This is a genomic window from Microbulbifer sp. ABF4_143 (assembly GCF_056160225.1).
In genome coordinates this window covers 1-22,168 of the sequence record NZ_JBSWWT010000034.1, presented here as the reverse complement: position 1 = coordinate 22,168, position 22,168 = coordinate 1, and the positions used below count along the sequence as shown (strand labels likewise).

The 22,168-nt window shown below is 60.3% G+C and carries 20 protein-coding genes; 8 read left to right on the top strand and 12 right to left on the bottom strand.

The window, feature by feature from the left end; genetic code table 11:
• Positions 1-191: 191 nt before the first annotated feature.
• The 6 genes from ACXAF3_RS17600 to ahpC all read right to left on the bottom strand — a co-directional run bounded on the left by ACXAF3_RS17600 (position 192) and on the right by ahpC (position 5,174).
• The gene (locus ACXAF3_RS17600; protein ID WP_475113600.1) at positions 192-803 is read right to left on the bottom strand and encodes a hypothetical protein; all 612 of its coding nucleotides are present in this window, start codon (positions 801-803) and stop codon (positions 192-194) included.
• 231 nt (positions 804-1,034) lie between these two features.
• Positions 1,035-1,442 (bottom strand): hypothetical protein, encoded by a 408-nt coding sequence (locus tag ACXAF3_RS17595; protein WP_475113599.1) that lies wholly within the window; start codon positions 1,440-1,442, stop codon positions 1,035-1,037.
• The gene (locus tag ACXAF3_RS17590) at positions 1,409-1,912 is read right to left on the bottom strand and encodes a type VI secretion system amidase effector protein Tae4 (RefSeq protein WP_475113598.1); all 504 of its coding nucleotides are present in this window, start codon (positions 1,910-1,912) and stop codon (positions 1,409-1,411) included. Before ACXAF3_RS17590 ends, ACXAF3_RS17595 begins: the two co-directional genes overlap by 34 nt.
• A 174-nt stretch (positions 1,913-2,086) precedes the next feature.
• Positions 2,087-2,488 (bottom strand): hypothetical protein, encoded by a 402-nt coding sequence (locus tag ACXAF3_RS17585; RefSeq protein ID WP_475113597.1) that lies wholly within the window; start codon positions 2,486-2,488, stop codon positions 2,087-2,089.
• A gap of 386 nt (positions 2,489-2,874) precedes the next feature.
• On the bottom strand, positions 2,875-4,476 hold the full coding sequence (gene ahpF, locus ACXAF3_RS17580) for an alkyl hydroperoxide reductase subunit F (RefSeq protein ID WP_475113596.1): 1,602 nt from the start codon (positions 4,474-4,476) through the stop codon (positions 2,875-2,877).
• 131 nt (positions 4,477-4,607) lie between these two features.
• Positions 4,608-5,174: an alkyl hydroperoxide reductase subunit C gene (gene ahpC / locus ACXAF3_RS17575; protein ID WP_475113595.1), complete on the bottom strand. Its 567-nt coding sequence runs from the start codon at positions 5,172-5,174 to the stop codon at positions 4,608-4,610.
• Between the two features lie 257 nt (positions 5,175-5,431).
• Here ahpC and ACXAF3_RS17570 point away from each other — a divergent pair, with 257 nt between their 5' ends.
• The 4 genes from ACXAF3_RS17570 (at position 5,432) to ACXAF3_RS17555 (ending at position 10,529) form a co-directional block, all read left to right on the top strand.
• Positions 5,432-6,748, top strand: a complete 1,317-nt coding sequence (locus ACXAF3_RS17570; RefSeq protein WP_475113594.1) for a DUF2157 domain-containing protein — start codon at positions 5,432-5,434, stop codon at positions 6,746-6,748.
• Positions 6,745-7,272, top strand: a complete 528-nt coding sequence (locus tag ACXAF3_RS17565; protein WP_475113593.1) for a GDYXXLXY domain-containing protein — start codon at positions 6,745-6,747, stop codon at positions 7,270-7,272. The genes ACXAF3_RS17570 and ACXAF3_RS17565 overlap by 4 nt, the downstream gene beginning before the upstream one ends.
• 27 nt (positions 7,273-7,299) lie before the next feature.
• The gene (locus ACXAF3_RS17560; protein WP_475113592.1) at positions 7,300-7,899 is read left to right on the top strand and encodes a lysostaphin resistance A-like protein; all 600 of its coding nucleotides are present in this window, start codon (positions 7,300-7,302) and stop codon (positions 7,897-7,899) included.
• A 332-nt stretch (positions 7,900-8,231) separates the two neighbouring features.
• Positions 8,232-10,529: a TonB-dependent receptor gene (locus ACXAF3_RS17555; protein WP_475113591.1), complete on the top strand. Its 2,298-nt coding sequence runs from the start codon at positions 8,232-8,234 to the stop codon at positions 10,527-10,529.
• A 393-nt stretch (positions 10,530-10,922) separates the two neighbouring features.
• Here the strand turns inward: ACXAF3_RS17555 and pgmB are convergent, their stop codons facing one another.
• Positions 10,923-11,594 (bottom strand): beta-phosphoglucomutase, encoded by a 672-nt coding sequence (gene pgmB, locus ACXAF3_RS17550; protein WP_475113590.1) that lies wholly within the window; start codon positions 11,592-11,594, stop codon positions 10,923-10,925.
• Entirely contained in the window at positions 11,591-13,945 is a 2,355-nt protein-coding gene (locus tag ACXAF3_RS17545) for a glycoside hydrolase family 65 protein (RefSeq protein ID WP_475113589.1), read from the bottom strand. The genes pgmB and ACXAF3_RS17545 overlap by 4 nt, the downstream gene beginning before the upstream one ends.
• Before the next feature lie 409 nt (positions 13,946-14,354).
• On the opposite strand from ACXAF3_RS17545, the gene ACXAF3_RS17540 reads away from it, so the two are divergent.
• Both ACXAF3_RS17540 and ACXAF3_RS17535 read left to right on the top strand, forming a co-directional pair.
• Entirely contained in the window at positions 14,355-15,620 is a 1,266-nt protein-coding gene (locus ACXAF3_RS17540; RefSeq protein ID WP_475113588.1) for an MFS transporter, read from the top strand.
• Between the two features lie 67 nt (positions 15,621-15,687).
• The gene (locus tag ACXAF3_RS17535) at positions 15,688-16,731 is read left to right on the top strand and encodes a LacI family DNA-binding transcriptional regulator (RefSeq protein WP_475113587.1); all 1,044 of its coding nucleotides are present in this window, start codon (positions 15,688-15,690) and stop codon (positions 16,729-16,731) included.
• An 8-nt stretch (positions 16,732-16,739) separates the two neighbouring features.
• Here the strand turns inward: ACXAF3_RS17535 and ACXAF3_RS17530 are convergent, their stop codons facing one another.
• Positions 16,740-17,324: an exopolysaccharide biosynthesis protein gene (locus ACXAF3_RS17530; protein ID WP_475113586.1), complete on the bottom strand. Its 585-nt coding sequence runs from the start codon at positions 17,322-17,324 to the stop codon at positions 16,740-16,742.
• A 184-nt stretch (positions 17,325-17,508) separates the two neighbouring features.
• Between ACXAF3_RS17530 and ACXAF3_RS17525 the strand changes: the two genes are divergently transcribed.
• Positions 17,509-19,077, top strand: a complete 1,569-nt coding sequence (locus tag ACXAF3_RS17525; protein WP_475113585.1) for a hypothetical protein — start codon at positions 17,509-17,511, stop codon at positions 19,075-19,077.
• Between the two features lie 105 nt (positions 19,078-19,182).
• Here ACXAF3_RS17525 and ACXAF3_RS17520 read toward each other — a convergent pair whose 3' ends face one another.
• The 3 genes from ACXAF3_RS17520 to ACXAF3_RS17510 form a co-directional block, all read right to left on the bottom strand.
• The gene (locus ACXAF3_RS17520; RefSeq protein WP_475113584.1) at positions 19,183-19,830 is read right to left on the bottom strand and encodes an NAD-dependent epimerase/dehydratase family protein; all 648 of its coding nucleotides are present in this window, start codon (positions 19,828-19,830) and stop codon (positions 19,183-19,185) included.
• Between the two features lie 16 nt (positions 19,831-19,846).
• Positions 19,847-20,668, bottom strand: coding sequence for a hypothetical protein (locus ACXAF3_RS17515; protein ID WP_475113583.1), 822 nt, complete (start codon positions 20,666-20,668; stop codon positions 19,847-19,849).
• Between the two features lie 64 nt (positions 20,669-20,732).
• Positions 20,733-21,218 (bottom strand): DUF6942 family protein, encoded by a 486-nt coding sequence (locus ACXAF3_RS17510; protein WP_475113582.1) that lies wholly within the window; start codon positions 21,216-21,218, stop codon positions 20,733-20,735.
• Between the two features lie 306 nt (positions 21,219-21,524).
• Between ACXAF3_RS17510 and ACXAF3_RS17505 the strand changes: the two genes are divergently transcribed.
• Entirely contained in the window at positions 21,525-21,671 is a 147-nt protein-coding gene (locus ACXAF3_RS17505; protein ID WP_475113601.1) for a hypothetical protein, read from the top strand.
• Positions 21,672-22,168: the final 497 nt, after the last annotated feature.

The following is a 22,168-nucleotide window of genomic DNA, read 5'->3' as shown; positions in this document are numbered from 1 at the left end:
CTGGTTGTAGTTATACCGCTTGAAATTGGGCATGGCGGACATTCCTTTTATGATCCGCCAATTCTATCAAAAAACACTACTTCTACAGAGTTTTTCTACAACCAGAACGCCCGCAGCAGCGTTGGGCGTCCCGCGGAGGCCCGAAGGGCCGGAGCATCCTGCCTGCGATTGTTATGTGCGCTGCCGGGGGCCTAGACATTGTTTAAAAGTGCCAATTGCTCTTCTGGAGTCAGGTGATTATAGGGCCCAAAGCGCTCTATAATTTTTCTATCTACAGGTTCCTCAAGCTGGATGAAAATCCCACGGCAGTTGGCTACAAATTCAAGAATAAAATTCCGCGAAATAACTACACCAAAATTTCTATCCAATGAAATCTCATGATTTTTATGCAATCTATTAAATGCTTCTTGATCTAGATTTTCGCTTATTATGCCCGCCCTATGCACAATAGCATTTCTGATGAACGAGCAATCACTAAAGTATGAAATCTCTTCAGAGATTGAGGTGAGATCCAATTCTACGCAGTCAGCCAAATACGAAAAAGTATCGCGAAGGTTAGGTCTTTTTTTAATTGATTTATTTGCTGAAAAATCTTTTTCGCAGGCTCGACAAAAGCCCACTAATAAATATTCAAGGTATCCAACGGTAGAGACGAAAACAGAATCTCTGTGAATCTTTGGAAAGATCTCAGAATATTTCAAGCTTGCATAAATAGATGTGGAGTCAGATGTGGACGCCGCTACTGACTCATGCATAGACTCAAATTTTTCCTCCATTTCATGGATATAACCTTGATGCTGCATGAAGGCATTGCATGCGCCTATGGAATACCTTATGGAAGGGAAAGAACATGAATATGTTTTAGCCAAATCTATTCCACCTTAATCAGCGCGTTGCTCGATTTTGCACATAGCGCTGAGCTCTGGGGCAGCCTGCTTTATGCGCATTTTATGCAAGAATGTGAGCGTAGCGAGCTGCATAAAATGTGCATAAAGGAGGCTGTCCCTCAGCAGCGAATTGTTACACTCGACGTCTCAACTGCACTGGGAACTGTACTCCTCAGCGTCTAGCCAAGCCTCTTTATTTTCACAGGGGTTGAATTTTTCAAATATTAAACCAACCTCGCGAGATTCGGAGAATTCAATACATCTGGCAATATTGACTTTGCCGCCGTTCTTGCTATTGAATTTGTCTATTTTCCAAGTTTTTTGGAGCTCTCGTAATTTATCATAAGCCATTAAATCCAAATTTCCGTGATACGAGTTGGCAGATGTATTTGCGTCAGAAGATATAATTTTTTCTGAAAATGAAGACCCAATACAAATTGACATTGCATATTTTCTAAAGTCCGACTCTTCTTTAGTTTTTGCCGTTATTTCAGAACTGCATCCTAAGGTGGATACTGTAATCACCAAGAGGAACGCTTGCTTTTTAATTCCCATAAATAAGCCTTCTTTGCAATCGGAAAATAACATTTATCTGAGCATGCGTTACCATTCCAAATGGTTGCATGGCCAGAAGCATCTATCCATTGATCGACATCAAAAACTAGGATACCCTTCTTATCTGAAAAAGATACTTCTTGTGGATTTTTAAATGTATGGTCGGGATCGCCAAACACTTTCTTTAAATAGGAAATCATTGTTTTGACTTTAAAAATATACCAATCACCCTTTCCACCGGAAACTGTTTGGCCAGAAATAAATGGTATTTTTACCCCATTCTGATTTAAGACGTAGCTCATTCTAATGGCGCAGGCATTTTCAAACCTACCCTGACCCTCTGGAATTTTGTTGATATTGTAATCAACTTTCCCGCCAATTTTTTTTCCTACACCAGAAACAGTTTTACCGACATCATCGTAAACCTCCTTAAAAGATTTCCATGCGTCTTCAATGTGAGGCCTTTTCATTTTCTCTCCTTAGAACGTAGATTTACGGTATTTAGAGTTTAACGCCGCCAGCAGGGGCAGCTTACCTTGTGCATGTTTTGTGCGAAAATGGGAGCGCAGCGACCCGCACAAAATGTGCACAAGGTAATCTGTCCCGCGGAGGGCCGCAGGCCCGGAGCATCCTGCCTGGCTTTGTTACATGTTTGCGGCCTCGTGGTCTTTATATAGCTGCAGAACTTGCTTCGCCAGCGCCTGCTGCTTCTGAGTAAGTTCTGGCAGGATGCTGAACTCACCTTCAAAATAGTGCACCACCATATTGGGGGTTTCATACTCAGTTTCTCTAGCTTTTTCAGAAGCAAGGTAGGCTAGGAAAGCCAGTGAGTAATATTTAGCTGACCCCGCATTCATCCACAAAAGTGGACACATGTACCTAATTTCATCATTTTCTGGATCAATTTCATCCCAGCTTTTACCCGAGAAGTATGATTCCACATCACCATACTCCATAGTTGCCTCTGAAGCCTTACTGATATCCGCTACGAATCCGCTTGGCTTTGGGACTGATTTCCATTCTTTAATTAATTGACTGATACTCATGGTTTATGACTACATGTAACATTTGTATCGTAGCCGTAACGACCACTATTCCCCGCCTCATATCTCACTTGAGACAATGCGACCAAGAGTGCGCTGAAACGCCCGCAGCGTCAAGCTTGCAGCGGAAATGGTACGTTTTACCTGTTCTGGATAAACGGTCTCACTGACTCCTATCCCCATTTTCCCGAAGCCTCGTAAGGCATTATTTCTTATGGGGGGGTCGCCGGAGTTGGCAGTATGGGCCAGATATCGGTCCCGGTGATCATTTTTTCGAGTGGATGCAGGAGGGAATTGAACAATTAGGTGGAATCTTGATCAGCGGATGAAGGGTAGGGAATAGAGGCGGCCGGATTTGCTCCGGCCGCCTCTAAACTGTTTGGGATGGATTAAGCGTTGGCCGCCAGCGCCTCGGGGGCTGTCTTCTCCTGTGCCGCGTCGCCGCTAACGGACGAACGGATCAGGTAGTCAAAAGCCCCCAGGGCCGCCGTGGCCCCTGCACCCATCGAGATGACTATCTGCTTGTAGGGCACGGTGGTGGCATCGCCGGCGGCGTAGACGCCGGGGAGGCTGGTGGCGCCGCGCTCGTCTATCGCGATCTCGCCCATGCGGTTCAGTGCCACTTCACTCCCTTTCAGCCACTCGGTGTTGGGCACCAGGCCTATCTGCACGAAGACGCCGGCCAGTTCCAGCTGTCTGCTCTCGCCACTGACCCGGTCTGTGTACTGCAGGCCGTTCACCTTGTTGCCGTCGCCGAGGATTTCGGTGGTCTGGGCATTGGTGATGATATCGATGTTGTCCATCGACCGGGCCTTGCGTACCAGCACCTGGTCGGCGCGCAGCGTGTCGGCGAATTCCAGCACGGTGACATGCTTGACGATGCCGGCCAGATCTATGGCCGCCTCTATGCCGGAGTTGCCGCCGCCGATCACCGCCACGTGCTTGCCCTTGAAGAAGGGGCCGTCGCAGTGGGGGCAGTAGGCCACGCCGCGGGTCTTGTACTCCTCTTCGCCGGGTACGCCCAGTTGGCGCCAGCGGGCGCCGGTGGCCAGTACTATCGAGCGGCTCTTCAGTGTGGCGCCGCTCTCGAGTTGCAGGTCCAGCAGCTGGTTGCGGCTCAGGTTTGCCGCGCGCTGGCCGGTGATAATGTCCACGCCGTATTCCTTCACATGCTGCTCCAGGCCGGCGGCGAGTTTGGGGCCCTCGGTGTAGGGCACCGAGATAAAGTTCTCTATACCCACAGTATCCATCACCTGGCCGCCGAAGCGCTCGGCCACCAGGCCGGTGCGGATGCCCTTGCGCGCGGCGTAAATCGCGGCCGCGGCGCCGGCGGGACCGCCGCCCACGACCAGCAGGTCGTAGGGGGCTCTCTCGTTCAGCGCTTCGGCTTCGCGTTCGGCGGCGCCGGTATCCAGCTTAGCGACGATCTCCTGCAGGGTCATGCGGCCCTGGGCGAAGTGCTCGCCGTTCAGGTAGACGGCGGGCACCGCCATCACATTGCGCTGCTCGACTTCGTCCTGGAAGAGGGCGCCGTCGATCATTTCGTGGGTGATATTCGGGTTCAACGTCGCCATCAGGTTCAGGGCCTGCACCACGTCCGGGCAGTTCTGGCACGACAGCGAGATATAGGTTTCGAAATGGTATTCGCCCTCCAGGTTGCGGATCTGCTCCAGCAGTTCCGGATCGGCCTTGGGTGGGTGGCCGCCGGTCTGCAGCAGGGCCAGGACCAGGGAGGTGAACTCGTGGCCGAGGGGGATGCCGGCGAAGCTGACCCGCGGCGCTTCGCCCCTGCGGGCGATCGCCATGCTCGGCGTGCGCTTGCCGCTGCCGCTCAGGGTTTCGATCTTGTCGGAGAGGCTGGCGATTTCGTCGGCCAGTTTTTCCAGTTCCGCGGATTTGGGGCTGTTGTCACTGGACACACGCAGCTCGATCGGCTCGACGATATTGCGCAGGTAGGTGTCCAGTTGCTGTTTCAGGTTGGCGTCCAACATCGGTGTGTCCTGTTAACTGTGCATTCGGGTTAAAAAGGCCCACCCGGGGGTGGGCAAGTGGGGATGGCAGTCCCGGTTGAGGTTTGGTGGGCGGACCTGCGGCCTTTGTGCGGAGCCGGAGCTCCGCGCTCTTAGATCTTGCCGACCAGGTCCAGGGACGGGGCCAGGGTCTCGTCGCCCTCCTTCCACTTGGCCGGGCAGACTTCACCCGGGTGGGCGGCGACATACTGGGCGGCCTTGATCTTGCGCAGCAGTTCCTGGGCGTCGCGGCCGATTCCGCCGGCAGTGATCTCGACTATCTGGATCTTGCCCTCCGGGTCTATCACGAAGGTGCCGCGGTCGGCGATGCCTTCCTCCTCGATCATCACGCCGAAGTTGCGGGTGATGGTGCCTGTGGGGTCGCCGATCATCGGGAACTGGATCTTGCCGATGGTCTCGGAGGTGTCGTGCCACGCCTTGTGGGTGAAGTGGGTGTCGGTGGAGACAGAGTAGATCTCGACGCCCAGCTTCTGGAACTCGGCGTAGTTGTCCGCCAGGTCGCCCAGCTCGGTCGGGCAGACGAAGGTGAAGTCCGCCGGGTAGAAGAAGAACACGGCCCACTTGCCTCTGACGTCGGCGTCGCTGATGTCGAAGAAGTCGCCACCCTGGTAGGCCTTGGCGCGGAAGGGTTTCAGTTCGGATTCGATATAGCGAGACATAGGTTTCTCCTCGTTGACTGTGGTTACTTGAGTCGTTGCTTTCTGTGGGTTGAATACTATTGACTTGGTGCATTCAATTAAAATAATCAATTTAAATGACTTTGATAGTTTTTAATGATTAAGAGTTTTCGGCTCATAGCCCCTGTTTTGTCTGACTGAATTGCGCTGGCGGCGGCCATTGCGGATACTCCAACCCTGTGACCAGTGCTGCGAGATTCAGTCAGTACTGGAATAGGGCGGAAGAGTGGGGGATCGCGATGCGATTGATTCGGTTGCTGAAGAACGACCTGGCGAGAGAGGCCGACGACTGGGTGCAGGAGGGGCTGATCAGCGAGGCGCAGGCGGAGCGGATCTGCGATCGCTACGGTGTCGATTTCCAGCAGGTAAAGCAGCGCTCCTTCGGCTACAACGTGCTGATGGGGCTCGGTTACCTGTTTATCGGCCTCGCAATCATCACTCTGCTCGGCGCCAATTGGGAGGAGATACCGCGCGGGCTGCGTATGGGCGGCTTGATCGCGCTGACGCTCGCGACCCAGGGGCTGGCGCTGCGCCGCTATATAGGCGGCGACCGGAGCGCCGGTATCGCTCTCTTTCTGCTCGGCAACCTCTTCTTCGGCGCCTCGATCATACTGATCGCGCAGATCTATCACCTGGGCGAGCATATGCCGGATGGCGTCTTCTGGTGGGCCCTGGGTTGTGTGCCGTTCGCCCTGCTGACCAGGAATCCCTGGCTGGCTCTGCAGGCGAATCTCCTCGCGCTGATCTGGTTTTTTCTGGAAACCTCCTACGGCTTTTACCCGGCGCTGTTTCCGCTGTTTATCCTCGCCACTTTTTATGTGCTCTGGCGCGGGCCCCAGAGCATAGTGCTGTTGCTGGTTGCGCTCGCCAGTGTCGGATTCTGGGTGGAGTATTCCCTCGCGGCCCTGTGGCGCGACGCAGATCAGTTTTTCCTGTTTGACCTGCAGGCGGAAAACCTCGCCGTTGCCGTGGCGCTGTTTATCCTGCTGTTTGCGTTCGGCCACTGGCTGAGTGTGCGCCCGTCGGCGGTGGCGAAGGACTACGCCGCGGTGATCGCCATCTGGTGCCTGCGTTTCGCGCTGATTCTGCTGTTGGTGTTGAGTTTTTCCGGCCCCTGGGAGAGGTTGCTCGATGCCGACTGGAACCACTGGCAGTCCATGGGGCTGGTGCTCGCGGTCCTGATTGGCGCCGCGCTGTTTTTCGCCGTCAGGGCGGGGCGCCGGCTTTCCTGCGCACTGTTATCGGGGGTCTTCCTGCTGACGCTTAGCGCCGTGATCCTTTCCGGCGATGGGGCGCAGGCGCTGTATTTCCAGGTCGCAACCAATTTCGCCCTGATCGGCAGCGGGGTCTGGCTGATAGTGCGGGGTATCAACAGCGGCATCAGCCACTACTTCTTTCTCGGCGTGGTCGCGATACTGCTCACCGCACTGCTGCGCTATATCGATCTGATCGGCGACTATATGGGCGGCGCGCTGATCTTCGCGCTGTTCGCCGCGCTGTTGCTGGGCGCGGCCAGGTATTGGAAGCGCCAGCACAGTCGGGAGGGAGCGCTATGAAGCGGAATATTCGGCTGGGCCTGGCTGCGGCCATCGCCTTTCAGTTTCTGATCCTGAGCGGTATCTACGTCGGCGCGCAGCTGCCGCTGTGGACCGGCGAGGAGATCCGCGTGAAAACCATCCCCGTCGATCCGCGCTCCCTGTTTCGCGGCAACTACGCGCGCCTCGAGTACGACTTTTCCGAAGTGGATGCGTCCGGTATCGCCGCTGGCGACAGGCTCCGCGAGGGGGAAGTGGTCTATGTATCGCTGAAGGAAAACCGGGTGGGATTGTATGAGCCGGCCGGAGTCGGTCTGGATAAACCCGAGCGGGGTGTCTTCCTGCGCGGCAGGATCACCGGCGCCTGGCTGCGCGATTCAAAATCCACGTATCGGGTCAGATACGGCATAGAGGCGTTCTTCGCTCCGAAGGAGAAGGCCCTGGGGCTGGAAAGCGATCTGCGCAATGGCGGCGTGGCCGAGCTGATGGTGTCCGCTGGCGGCCGGGCGCGGTTGAAGAATGTCGTTGCCAACGCCGCCGAATAGCCCGGCGCTGCACGGCTGGAGCCTGCGGTGAGCCATTCCAATCTATCGCCGAGCAACACCTTTGTGCTGCTGATGGCGGTGCAGCTGATCACCCTCGGTGCCGGGCTGGCCGGAGTCCATTTCCTCGATGTGGCGCTGTCGTTCACCGGCGCTCACGGCTACATCGCCATCGCGCTCGGTGTGCTGTTCGCGCTGTTGAGCGCCGCCGCCGCGCTGTGGCTGTTGCGCTCGAATACCGCCGCCGGCGCGACACTGCGCGGACACTGCCGCGACTTGCACGCGCTGTTCCGCCACTACTCCACGGCGCAGATAGTCGCACTCGCCGCCGCCGCCGGTATCTGTGAGGAGCTGATGTTCCGCGGCTTCCTGCAGCCCTGGCTCGCCGCCCACAGCACGCCGCTGCTGGGGTTGCTCGGCGCGTCCATCGCGTTTGCGCTGCTGCACTACGCCTCCTTTACCTATTTTGCCGCCACGCTGGCCGTCGGCCTGCTGCTGGGAATCGCCTATCGGGCGACGGAGAGCCTGCTCTGCGTGATGGTCTGGCACGGGGTGTACGACCTGCTGGCAATATACGCGCTGGCCCGCCGCCCGCATCTCTTCGACCCGCCGGCCACCGGATCCCGCTGAGCGGCTCCTCGGTCGCGCTCGCGACGCCCGGGAATGGGGCGGAATTCGCCGGTTGCGGTCGCCGATACCGCCTACCAATCGTTCGATTTCCACAAATTTAAGATCAAAAAGTAATAACAGGCCGTAAGCCCGATAGCCAAAACTTCCTAGTAGCAGTTTTTTCACTATTGCAATCGATTGCATTGCCGCATTATAGTGATCTGCACGGTGTGGCCCCAGATGCCTGCGTTGTATCGGCGCATGCAATCGTTTGCATTTGGCGGTATAGCGATCAGAAAATTTACACCGCGAACAATAAGTTGCATAAAAACGAGGACGAGAGGGAAGAGTTGATGAACAAGAATCCTTTGGCCCAGGCAGTATCCCTGGCCGCTATCTCCCTGGGTTTCAGCGGCGCCCTGGTCGCGCAGCAGGCGGGCCAGCCGCTGCCATCCGACGATCGGCTGATCGAGGAGGTGGTGACCACCGGCACCCCCGGCGGCGCCAGTATCCGCAAACTGGACGCCAGTTTCTCCATTACCACCCTGAGCGATGACGAGATCGCGAAAGTCTCCCCGGCCAGCACCGCGGACCTGATGAAGTCCATTCCCGGCCTGTGGGTGGAGAGCTCCGGCGGCGTGTCCGGCGCCAATATCGATGTGCGCGGCTTCCCCGGCGGCAGCGATGCCCCCTTCGTCACCGTCTCCATGAACGGCCTGCCGGTCTACCCGGCGCCGACCCTGTCTTTCCTCGAGAACTCCTCGCTGTTTCGCGTCGATGAAACCATCCAGCGCGTCGAGGGCCTGCGCGGCGGCCCCAACCCGGTCTACTCCAACGGCCAGCCGGGCCTGACCACCAACTTTATTTTGAAGGAGGGCACCGAGGAGACCGAGGGCCGGGTCAAGTACACCACCTCCGACTACGACCTGCAGCGGATGGACGCGTTGCTGACCGGCAAGCTGAGCGACGACGTCTACTACATGATGGGCGGCTACGTCAGCTCCTCCCCCGGTGTGCGCGATGCCGGCTTCAGTGCGGAAGAGGGGCACCAGTTCACCCTGCACCTGACTGCGGAGCTGGACAACGGCAAGGCCGGTTTCTACCTGCGCGACACCGATGACCACGGCACCTGGTATCTGCCCGGCGCCTCGACCCTGCCGGCGGACTACACCCAGGTGGGGCCGAGCAACCGCAGGGTACTGGTACCGGTCAGCCAGGCGGACGGCAGCGGCGGTTCGGAAACCGTGTGGCAGAGCTTCGATATGGGCGAGGGCCGCGGCTGGGACGGCAGCATCGGCGGCGCCTATGTGGAGCTGGACCTGGGCGACGGTTGGACCCTGACCGACCGCTTCGCGCTGACCAGCGGCAATGCCGATACCCTGGGCTTCGTGCCCAACGGCAGCCCGGTGCGCCTGGACAGCCTGACCGATATCAACGGCGACGCCATTACTGCGGCAACCACCGTTTCCGGCAAGGCCGTCAGTGGCGACACCCTGGTGCAACAGTTCGGCCCCTGGGTGGTGCGCAAGGAGATAGAGGCGGCCAGCAACGACTTCAGCATCGCCAAGCAGTGGGACAGCGCCAAGATCACCGCCGGCTACTACGCCTCCAGCTGGGAGGTGGGCGAGTGGTGGTCCCTCGGCAACCAGAAATACTATGTGCTGGGCCACGACGGCGAGCAGGTCGCCAGCAGCGGCGGCGCCGGCGAGATTGCATGCAACGCCGCGGGCGTGGCCAGCTGCGGCTGGAATTACGATGTCGAGGCCGACGGCGACGCCCGCGAGAATGCGCTCTATCTGGCCGGTGAATTCTATATCGGCGACTTCACCTTCGACCTGGGGGTGCGCTCCGCCAACCGCGAAACCAACTACTCGGTGGACCACGGTGCCCGCGACGGCGTCTTCACCACCTACAAGGCGGACGAGGATGGCACCGCCTACACCGCCGCGGTGGACTGGGCCTTCGCCGACAATATGGGCAGCTTCTTCCGCATCAACTCCGGCTTCAAGTTTGCCGACTTCGACAACTACCGCGAGTTCGGCGACAGCTTCCGCGCCGGTTCCGACCTGGTGATCGACGTGGACCAGGCCGAGTGGGGCTACAAGCTGCAGGACGAGAACTATTCGCTGTTCGCGACCCTCTTCTACAACGAGACCCAGGGTATGCCCGACTGCACCGTCGGCGGCAGTGTCTGCACCCGCCTGGAAACCGAAGCCACCGGATTGGAGCTGGACGGCGAGCTCTACTGGGGCGACTTCACCCTGGGCCTGAACGCCACTGTGCAGGATGCGGAAATCACCAGCGGCGAATTCGCGGGCAATCAGGTGCAGCGCCAGCCCGAGCACCAGCTGCGCCTGACCCAGAGCTACGACTGGACCCTGAACAACGGCGTGGATATGTCCCTGTACGGCGCGGTCAGCCGCGTCGGCGAGCGCTACAGCGACAGCGGCAATACCACAACCTTGCCCGCCTACACCAAGGTGGACTTGGGTACCATGCTGACTATCAACGACCTCAGCGTGCAGCTGGCGGTGGACAACCTGACCGACGAGGAGGGGGCCACCGAGGGCGATCCCCGCGATCCGCTCGCGGCCAATGTGCGCTACATTCTGCCGCGCAATATTAAGTTGAGTGTCGCTTACGATTTCTAATCAATTTGCCAGTTAGTTTGTCGGCGCGATATTCGCGCTCATTGAGCTTGCCGCACGGTCTCCGCCGTGCGGCTTTTTTATTTCCGTAGGAGCGGCCCATGGCCGCGATCGGGCTTTCCGGCTTCGCAAAGAATTATTGTGGATATCTGTTGATGGAATGCCTCAAATGGAGGGGCTGTGATCGGCGATGGCCCGGCGTCTCTATCGAAATCGATCGCGGCCATGGGCCGCTCCTACAAGCTCGGCGGTTCCGTGAGGCGCCTACAGCGCGATAGGGCTTTCTGCTGCTCAAGAATATGAACTGTGCGGATTCAAGGTAGGACGGGCAAAGCGCAGCGTGGCCATCATTCGGATTATTGATGGCCACAGTGCGCTTTGCCCATCCTGCAGGGTTTAGCCCACTGTGCTTGTAGAGATGGCAGGGGCGGCAAAGAAGCGGCCGGCATCGAATTCGGTCAGGCTGTCCAGGAGGTAATCCGCCTCCCGCAGGGCATTTCGATCGCCGACACCCACCGCCGTCATGCCGGCCGCCTTGATCGCCGCCACACCCGCGGCGGCATCCTCGAACGCCAGGCAGTGGAGGGGCTCGACGGCCAGCCCCCGGGCGGCGGCGGCGAAGATGTCCGGCGCCGGCTTGGGCGCCGCTGCAGTCGGATCGGCAATAAAGGTAAAGCAGTCGCCAATGCCCAGGGCCTCCAGCACCGCCGGCGCATTCTTGCTCGCCGAGGCCAGACCTATCGGAATGCGGCGGCCGCGCAGCCACGCCAGCAATTCCCCGGCACCGGGCAGCAGGTCGTCCGCTGTCAGGCTCCGGATCAGCTCCCGGTAGCAGTCGTTCTTGCGCGAGGCCAGCGCGATCTTTTCCTCTTCGCTGAAGGCCGCGCGCTTTTCGCCGAGAATCACTTCCAGCGAGGCCATGCGCTCGAGTCCCTTCAGCCGCTCTTCCATATTTTCGCCCCAGGGCAGCTGCAGCTCTTGCGCCAGCTGCCGCCAGGCCCGCAGGTGCAGGCGGGCGGTGTCTGCGATAACGCCATCCAGGTCGAAGATTGCCGCGCGGAAACTCATACTGCCAACTCCTGTACCGGTGCCCGCTCGCAGGCGAGCGGCTGACCCGGCTCGCTGAGCCGGAGTATCTTGTCGCCCTGGTGCAATGTGATCGGTTCGCCATCGATCAGCGTGTAGCGGGTGCCATTCCTGTCCACATCCAGCTCCAGGGTGCGGCCGCGGAACTGCAGGCGGAAGCGGTAGCCGTCCAGTCCCCCGGGCAGGGTGGGGTTGAAGCTCAGCGTCTCGCCGTGCAGGCGCATGCCGGCAAAACCCTGCACCAGGCACATCCAGGTGCCGCCCATACAGGCGGTGTGTATGCCGTGCTGGGTGTTGTTGTGGTGGTTGTCCAGGTCCATGCGCGCCACCTGCTGGAAGTAGTCCAGCGCCTTTTCCGGGTAGCCCACCTCGCTGGCGATAATGCTGTGAATACAGGCGGACAGGGTGGAGTCGTGGGTGGTGCGCGGCTCGTAAAAATCGAAGTTGCGGCGTTTCTGCTCCAGGGTAAATTCGGAACTCTGCAGGAAGAGCCCCAGGATCACGTCCGCCTGTTTGCACACCTGGTGGCGGTAGATCACCAGCGGGTGGTAGTGCAGCAGCAGCGGGTAGTGATCCGCCGGGGTGTTGGCGAAATCCCACTCGGGCTTGTCGAGGAAGCCGTCGTCCTGCGGGTGTATGCCGAGTTTTTTGTCCTCCGGCAGGTACATGGCATCCGCGGCGCGGCGCCAGGCTGCGGGCTCCGCTTCGTCCAGCTGAATGCGCTGCACCAGTGCGGCGGCGGTTTCGGGGGCATTGGTCCGCAGCCAGTCGTACACCTCGCAGGCGTAGTCCAGGTGCGCGCGCGCCATCAGGTTGGTGTAGAAGTTGTTGTCCACCAGCGCCGTGTATTCGTCCGGCCCGGTGACCTCGTTGATGCAGAAGCGGTTGTCGCGGCGCGGGTTGAAGTGGCCTATCTCAAGCCACAGGCGCGCACCCTCGATCACTATCTCTGCGCCCTTGTCGCGCAGGAAGTCCATATCGCCGGTGGCGCGGCAGTAGTGGCGCACCGCGTAGGCGATATCGGCGTTGATATGGAACTGGGCCGTGCCGGCGGGGTAGTAGGCGGAGCACTCCTCGCCGCCGATGGTGCGCCAGGGGAAGAGGGCGCCTTTTCTCACCGCCAGCTCCCGCGCCCGGGCCCGCGCCGCGTCCAGTATCGAGTGGCGGTACTCCAGCAGGCCGCGCGCCAGTTGCGGCTGGGTGTAGAGGAAGAACGGCAGGATATAGATCTCGGTATCCCAGAAGTAGTGGCCCTCGTAGCCGTCACCGGACAGGCCCTTGGCGGCGATATTGGTGCGGCCGTCGCGACCCAGGGACTGGAACAGGTGGAAGAGATTGAAGCGCATGCCCTGCTGCAGGGCGTCGTCGCCGCGCAGCTCCACGTCCGCGCTGGCCCAGAAACTGTCCAGCTCGCGCCGCTGCAGTTCGGCGTAGTCGTCGAAACTCTTTGCGGCGCGCTGGGTTAAATAGCTGCCCAGCTGAGCGGCGCAGATAGCACCTTCTTTCCGCTCGGCGAAGTGCGCCACATATTTGCTCAGCCGGATGGGCTGGCCGTGGCGCGCGGCGAGGCGGTACTGCACCGATGCCCGCTCGCCGTCGCGGGAATTTTCCAGCGCGCAATCGCCATCGAATGCCATTTTGTGCAGGGCCCCGGAGCCGACGGTAAAGCCGCTGCTCAGGACCTTCTGCACCAGGGCCAGCTGTTCGCCGTCGGCGTGGCTCTCCTGCAGTTGAATATCCGCGCGGTCGATCGGCGAGGCCAGGCGCGGGTCGTCGCTCTTTTCCGCCTGCGCCAGGCCCGCATCCAGCGCCGAGACCAGGCGCACCTCGCCGTCGAAGTCCAGCGGCGTCAGCTGGTAGTGCACTAGATAGAGATGCTTTTCGGTCAGGGATACCAGGCGGCGGCTGTGCAGCTCAATAGTCCTGCCCCCCGGGGAGCGCCAGCGCAGCTTCCGGTGCAGCAGGCCCGCGGCCATATCCAGGCGGCGCTCGTAGTCGAGCAGTTCCCCCTCCGCCAGGGAGAAGCGCTCGCCGTCGATCCACAGCTGGATCGACTTGCCGTTCGGCACTGTCAGCATGCGCTGGTTTTTTTTCGCGTAGCCATAGGCGCTCTCGCCGTAGGTGATGGGCTCGCTGGCGTAGACACCGTTGAGGTAGCAGCCGTCGGCGAAGGGCTCGGGGTCGTAGCCCTCCTCGAAGGCGCCGCGCAGGCCGATAAAGCCGTTGCCCAGGGCGAAGAGGGTGGCGTTGAGGCCGTAGTCCTGCGGGTGGAAGTCGCCTTCCACCAGTTCCCAGGGGTGCACCTGATGATTGGGTTTTTGTTGTTGCTGCATACCACCACCGCGTGTCGGGATTGAACGGAGCGGGTGTAGACACCCGCGGGCGCCGCGGCGCCACTGCGGCCAGTTTATCGCCATCCGATGTCGGTTTGCAATCGATTGCAAATCGGCGAACTGCGGCCGCAAGCGGCGGTTGCTCGAATTCGCCACGCATCAATAGTTGGTTTGTAACTATTTGATATATTTGAACTTTTTTCCTTTTGTGGGATTTGTTTGGCACCGGGAAGCTGCGACTGGTCACCGGCTTCAAGTCCGGTGGCCAGTGTGTTTTGCAAACGATTGCAGTGCGGCGGCGCTTCCGCCATACTGGTGCCCGGCGCCATACATAGAGATGGCTAAAAAATGTACAATAACGAGTCGGCGCAGCCCCGGCCGCAGCCGCACAGACAATCAAGAAGCCGCCATGAACAACCAGCGCATACTACTCGCCCTCTTCGCCATCTACCTGGTTTTCGCGATTCTGCTGAACAGCGTCGGCACAGTGATACTGCAGGTGATCAACAGCTACGGCGTCAGCAAGTCCGCCGCCAGTGTGCTGGAGGGCTTCAAGGATATCCCGATCGGCATAGTGTCTTTCCTGGTGGCCTCGCAGCTGCCGCGTTTCGGTTTCAGGAAGGCGATGCTGACCGGCCTGGGCATAGTCACCGCCGCCTGCCTGTGCATGCCGCTGCTGCCCGGCTTCTGGACCGCCAAGCTGCTGTTCCTGGCGGTGGGTGTCTCCTTCGCGCTGGTCAAGGTCGCCGTCTACTCCTCCATCGGCCTGCTGGCGCGGGACCGGAAAGAGCACGCGGGTATGGTGAACACCCTGGAGGGGGTGTTTATGCTGGGCGTGCTCAGCGGCTACTGGCTGTTCGGCGCCTTTATCGATTCCGCCGATCCGACCTCCACCGCCTGGCTGAATGTCTACTGGGTGCTGGCCGGCATCTGTGCGCTGGCGTTTGTGCTGCTGTGGTCCACGGAAATGGATGAGTCCGGCACCCGCGTCGAGGGCGAGCGCCCGCTGCAGGAATTCTTCGCGATGCTGCGCCTGGTGGCCAAACCTCTGGTGTGTATCTATATCATCTCGGCATTTGTATATGTGCTGATAGAGCAGGGCATAGGCACCTGGCTGCCCACCTTCAACAATGAAATCCTGAAGCTGCCGGCGGCCATGAGCGTGCAGGCCACCAGCATCTTCGCCGCCGGTCTGGCCATCGGCCGGCTCGGCGCCGGCGCCGTCATGCGCCGCTTGCACTGGTATCCGGTGCTGAATATCTGTCTGCTGGCGATGGCGGCCCTGGTGGTGCTGACTCTGCCGCTGGCGGAAAATGTACAGGCCAACCCGGATATCAACTGGCTGAATGCCCCGGTGGCCGCGTTTATCCTGCCGCTGATCGGCCTGTTTATGGCGCCGATCTACCCGGCCATCAACTCGGTGATGCTGAGCTCGCTGCCGAAGCACCAGCACTCGGCGATGACCGGCCTGCTGGTGATCTTCTCCGCCCTCGGCGGCACCACCGGCTCGCTGATTACCGGCGCCGTGTTCGAGGCCTACGACGGTCGCTTCGCCTTCTACCTGTCGCTGGTGCCGATCGGTGTGATACTGGCGAGCCTGTTCTTTTTCCGCCGCGCGGTGGAGCGGGAGGGGCGAGGGGACTTTGCCGGCGCCGTGGCGCCAGCATCCCACTGACGGCCGTTTTACAAACGTTTGCAGCCCACCTAAGATGGCGCCTTTGCAATTTTTGAGGTGAAGGCGCATGCCCAAGGATGCCCCCGTGTCCATGTCCGATATCGCACGCCTGGCGGGGGTGTCCGAATCCACCGTATCGCGGGCGCTGAACAACAACCCGCTGATCAACGAGAAGACCCGCGAGCGCATCCAGAAAATCGCCCGCTCGATGAACTACAAGGTCAACGAGAGCGCGCGCAACCTGCGCCTGCAGCGCAGCCATACCATCTCCGTGGTCATCAACACCGGCAAGGCGGGCGGCCAGTCCTTTTCCGATCCCTTTATGATCGACATGATCGGCGCCATCGCCGACCAACTGGCGCGGCACAAGTACGACCTGCTTTTTTCCAGCAGCATAGTCACCAGCGCCGACTGGCACGCCTACCTGTTGGGTTCCCGCCGCGCCGACGGCGTTATCGTGATAGGGCAGGGCGTAGACGACAGCCCGCTGCGCGAACTGTACAAACTCGGCGATCCGCTGGTGGTCTGGGGCGGCACGCGCAAGCCCGGTTCCGACTACTGCATCGTCAGCAGTGACAACCGGATGGGCGGCCGCCAGGCCACCGAGCACCTGGTCGGCCTGGGCCGGCGCAGTATCGTCTTCCTCGGCGATATCGCCCACCCGGAAATCGAGGCGCGCTACCAGGGGTATCTGGCCGCACTGCAGGGCGCCGGCCTCGGCGCCAGCGAGCGGCACATCGGCGCCGCCTTCTCCATCGAATCCGGCTACCAGGCAGCCATGGCGCTGCTGAACAATGGCGCGGCGGATTTCGACGCCATCTTCGCCGCCAGCGACAATATCGCCATGGGCGCCATCAAGGCACTGCAGGCCAGCGGCCGCCGGGTGCCGTCCGATGTGGCGGTGGTCGGCTTCGACGATATCCCGATAGCCCCCTTCTACACGCCGCCGCTGACCACGGTGCGCCAGAATATCCACCGCGGCGGCGAGCTGCTGGTGGACAGAGTCATGCAACTGGTGGCAGGCCGGGAGGCGGAGTCGGCGGTGCTGCCCACCGAGCTGGTGGTGCGGGCCTCCTGCGGCGCCGATCCGGACTACCAGCCCGGCGGCTAAGCGCCCGGCTACAGCAGGGTGCCGGCGATCAGCCCGAACACGAAGGCCGTCACCGCAAAGGCGAAGAGCGCCAGGGCGCCGTCGTGGGCCACCAGCGCCAGCCCGAAGGCGGTCAGCGCCATACCGGCGATGGTGGCGGAAAGGGGCACCAGCTCCATTACCGGCAGCGCCAGCGCAATCACCGCGCACAGGGCCGCGATCACATAGGTGCCGGTACGGCGCACCAGGAACACCAGCCGCGGTTGCAGCCAGCGGTCGGCAAAGCGCGCCGGCCTCTGCAGCCAGTGCAGCGCCCGGAGCAGTTTCTCTTTGGAGATGGAGCGCCGCAGCAGCCACTGCGGCAGCCAGAAGTGGCGGCGCCCCAGCAGCAGCTGCAGCGCCGTCAGCAGCACCAGCACCGCCATTGTCGTCGGCACTCCGGGAATCGCACTCAGCGGCGAAAAGAGCACAATCCCCACCAACAGCAACAGCGGCGCGAAAGAGCGCCGGCCCACCGCGCGCACCACCAGGTCCAGCGAAACGCGTTTGCGGCGCCTGGCGGTTTTGGCGATATGATCCAGCAGCTGGGTCAGGCTGGTGAAATCCTGGGGCATTGGCAGCGGCTAATTGGTGACTCGCTAAACGAGCGAGAACTGAGACTGCAACTTCCAGTATATGTACCGGTACGGCCGGGGGGGATGCTGCGCCACCCTATTCGCTGGCACATGAACACGCGCAGATAAGTCTAGGCTTCTGTAATGGAACTGCGGTGCGGATACCATCGGAGAAGCTGCACAGATGGACTCGTTAGTTAAGCGGATGGGGGTGATAGCGGCACTGGGACTTTTTCTGTCGCCGCTGCAGGGCGCCGAAGCCAGTCCTCTGCTCCCGCCCCAGCCCTGGATAATGCCCTTCGATGTAAACCAGCGCTTCCGCCCCGCGGAAACGCCGCCAGATCCCCCGGTCGATCCGACCCAGCTCCAGGTCTACGACTTCGCCTGGCAGACGTTTATCGCCCTGAACTGGCCCTACAAAGTGGGCGGCCAGCGGGGCGAGCCGGACCCCGGCCTGCCGCTGGCGCCCATCTCCAACACCGCCGAGCCGAATCGGCTGGTGGTATGGGAAACCTATATGTCGCCGGAGACGGTATTCGTGCACCCGCAGCAGTGGCCGGTGGAGTGGGGCACGCCGGACTTTGTCGGCCTGCAGCGGGAGAGCCGGCCGCCCTGTTATACCCCCGGCTATCCCTACGGCACCCCCTTCGCACCGGGAATCAACCAGCCCTATACGGATGCGAATGTGCCCACCGGGCCGCTCGTCGATCAGAACGGCGAGTACCTGCGCGTCGAGGTCACCCTCAGCCAGCCCTATTTCCGCTACATCAAGCAGTTCGGCTACTTCAACGCGGACACCCAGGCGCGGGCGGTGCAGAAATATATCCAGTTTGCCAACGCGCATAACGCGGCACCGCCGCCGGCCACCTCTCCGGGCGACGATGCCAGCCGTTTCCAGCCGCTGCCCACTGGCCTGGAATTCTATATCGACAGCCTGCCGCCCTACGCCCAGCAGGGCATAACCGAGGTGAAAGCGGCCTGGAAGGTGCTGAAGACCGACGGCGACAACCCGGATATCCCCGGGCGCTACTTCCGCCGCATGATGCAGTTTCCGCTGCCGGATGGATCGCTGAGTGAACCGACCCTGATGGGGCTGGTCGGCTTCCATATCCACCGCGTCACGCCCTTCGGCCACCTGCCGTCCACCTTCGAGCAAATCGACAATGTGCGTATCCGCAAGCGGCTGTTCGATCCACTGCCGACCCCCAGGCACCCGGCCCTGAATCCCGGCGGGGAGGGCGGCGGGCCGGCGCGCTACGCCAACGGCTATGAGGTCAACGGCGAGGCCGGTGTGGCGGGCGTGATACCCCTGGCCTACAAGGCGGGGGACCCGCTGATTCCCCCGACGGAGCGGGAGCGCGTCAATGTATCCCGGGTGACGCCGATTCCGCGCGATGTGCAGCTGGTGAACCGAAAATACCAGAGCCTGTTGAGAGACAGCGTCTGGTCCTACTATCAGCTGATCGGAACCCAGAACAAAAACCTGCGCGAGCCCAATCTCCACCTGGGGCCAGGCATTCCCGGGCCGCAGCATTCCAACGTGCAAAATCTGGTCAATACGACGCTGGAGACCTATACGCAGAAGGGTTTCAGCTGTGCGCGCTGCCACCTGAACGCCTTCCCGCAGGGCGTGCCGAGCTTCCCGCCCTATGAACAGCGCTTCCAGGACCTGCATGTCATGAGCTTCCTGCTGCAACTCGCCAAGTCCGGCAGCGCGCCTGCGCCGGAACAGGCGTGCGGCCAATCCTATTGACGGGGAAGCTTACGCCTCTATTGGGTCGGCCGGCTCGATCGGTCGGCCGCGCTCCGCCAGTCCGGCGGGCCTTTGGAAAAGTGGGGAAAGCTTTGTAGCCAGCCGCTAGGGCTCGAACAGCTCGTCCAGTGTAAAAGTCTCCACCGCCGGCCCGGTCCGCGCGCTGACCGCCACCATTTTCGCGGCCACCTGTTCGCCGCGGATGGGCCTGTAGCGGCGCAGGCCGGGCAGGGCGCACAGCGGCGGCAGCAGCCAGCCGCCCAGCCTCTCGGCGATGCGCAAATGATTCCGCTCGCCGAGCAGCAGCGACGGGCGGAAGATACTGATACGTGTGAAAGGCAGCCGCAAAACCGCCTGCTCCAGCTCGCCTTTCATTTTCAGGTAGGCGTTGCGGCTGTCGGCGTTGGCGCCACTGGAGGAGACCAGTAGATAGTGGTCCACGCCGTTTTCGGCAGCCAGCTGTGCGGCGCGCAGCTGGTAGTCCACGTCGACTTTGCGCTGGGCCTGCAGTGAGCCGGCGCTGCTGCGGGTGGTACCGAGGCAGGAAAACAGCAGGTCGCCGTCGAACAGCGATTGGTAGTCGCCCAGCCGCTCGAAATCCACCACCTCGTTGCGCACCCGGTCGGAGTTGTGCGCTGCCGGGCGCCGGGTGATAGTCACCACTTCGCGGATATGTTCGGCACCCGCCAGCCGATCGACCAGGGCGCGGCCGATCAGGCCGGTGGCGCCGATGACCAGTGCTTTTTTTCCCATCATCCGTTCAGGACGGCTATTTGCCGCTCCGCAGCTTGAACTGCTCCTCGGCCAGCAGATTATAGCGCTCCAGCAGGCTGGACTCGGAATCCTCTGCCGCCAGGCGGACCAGGTCTATCTTGAGATTTCCATTGCGGTCGAACTGGCTGGCAAAGGTGCCCATATCCGTCAACTGCAACTGCCAGTCGGTCAATCTGCCGATCACATAATTGGCAAACTGAAAGGCTTCGTATTCGTTCAGCAGTGTCAGGAAGTCGCTGAAGGAGAAACCCTTCAGCGTCTTCTGTGCTCTGAAGGCCTGGGCATAACCCGCATCTATCGGGTCGGCCGCGGATCCTGTGCCGGAAAAGCCCCGCTGGAACTGGTAGGCGTGGCGGGTCTCGTGGATAAGGAACGCCAGTGAATCGTATTTGTGCCGATCGGCCAGCTTATCCGGGTTCAGATATACAGTGCCGCTCGACGGGTCTTCCGGGTCGAAATCGAAATAGGCGGTGCGGCCCGGGTAGCTGTGATTGTCGATAACCAGCTTCGGCGGGTCTATACCCATCACCGCAGTTTCCAGCTCGAAGAAACGCTTCAGATAGGGAATCTGTTCATCGATGGACAGCTCGGCCCACCGCGAAATGGCTTTCTCTAGCGGCTTGTCTCTGCGAATTGCAGCGACCAGCGCATCGCCCTGGACCAGAGTCAGGCGGAAGGCCGGCGCCAGAAAGTCCCGCGCTTCCGGCTGCAGGGCAAAGGCGTCGGGCATCTGTCGCTGCAACTCCGGATTGGCGTAGAAACCGGACGCGGCCGCCACCGCGCTCCAGAACATCAGGATAAAGGCAATAATGCGCATACTGGCTCCCGGACGATCTGTGCAAAGCGGCGCATTATACGCAAAAAATGGCGATGCTCCCGCATCACCGGCTGTAAAACCCGAGCCCCGCCAGGGCCGAGCGGACTTCGGCCACCAGCGCGTTGCTGAGCTGCCGGTAGTCCGGGTAGGGTGTCAACAGCAGGCGCCTGTCGGGATCCATTGCTATATCGGGACTGTCGGCCAGCGGCCGCACATTGTGCAGCAGCCTGTCGAAACGCCGGAGATTGTCCCTGCCGCCGATCCAGTGCCAGCCGGCGGTGTCTGTCAGACGAGGGGCAAAGCAAAGCGCCGTGTGTCGGAACAGCTCCTCATCCCTGAAGCGGCGCCAGTCGTTGGCGATGGGGCTGGCGACCTTGGCCAGCAGCGTCACTATCTTGCGCCAGTGGTTGGAGTTGGCGGCGATCAAAGCCCGGGCGCCGGGGGTGTCTGCGAACTGTGTCAGGCCGTCCGGGCGATGGGGCAGGTAGAGCACCAGTCTGGGATGGGAGGCGCCCAGGTAACCGGGACAATCCATTGATTGTTTGTTCACTCGGAAATCTGGGCTAAATCTTCTATTGGTACTGGTTATTAATTCACCTGATCTTCGCTGAGAGTGATAGTATCATTCAAAGTCAGGTGGTTAAATTTGGTGTGCCACTACACTATGCTGATTCCTGGTGTATGGCAGCAGGCTAAAAAGGTGGCGTACCCTGCTGGTTGATCACCACGACGATCACAACCAACAAAAGGAGTACGCCATGGATAAGTCTACCTTGCATATTCCTTCACAACCAGAGTCAAAGGGCCTGGGCTCGCTCCGTGAGACCATCCGTCAGGGACCTCTGTCCTGATCGCCATGGCGGTCGAGGCGGAACTGGCGACGCTGCTGCAGTCCGCTGAGAAACGCTGGAAGAAAATCAAAGGATTTAAACAGCTGGAACTGGTGCTCAACAACGTCCAGTTCCGGGATGGAGAGGCAATAATTGATCAATTAGACGGGTAGTCGCCTGATGGCATACACCAGATTTGACAATAACTCCAAAAATGGGAGCGCATGGACCTGCGCAAAACGTGCGTAAGGTAAGCTGTCCCGCGGAGGGGCGAAGGCCCGGAGCGTACTGCCTGCGATTGTTATGCATTGACGACACAATGTACTACAAATATTGCCACAAAAGTCATTGGCACCCACAAAACAGGAGACCAACAAACTGGCACTGGCTTCGATTTCCCCAGATTTCCTTTTTTTGACTCCCACCAAGGGAGAAATACCATCAGAATCAGGAAAGTAGCAATACTCGCAAGCACCGAAAGTAAAGCGATGTAGGTAACGGTACTGCTTTGCTCTCCACTAATGAGATCACCAATATATTGCCCAGCACCAACTCCAAGTTGTAGTGGTCAAGTTATTTTGGCCACCGTCTTTTGAGCATTCCAGTATTTCTCTTCTGCCACATTCGGCGGTAAACCGTCGTTATTCTGGTGTGGCCGTATTTGGCTGTA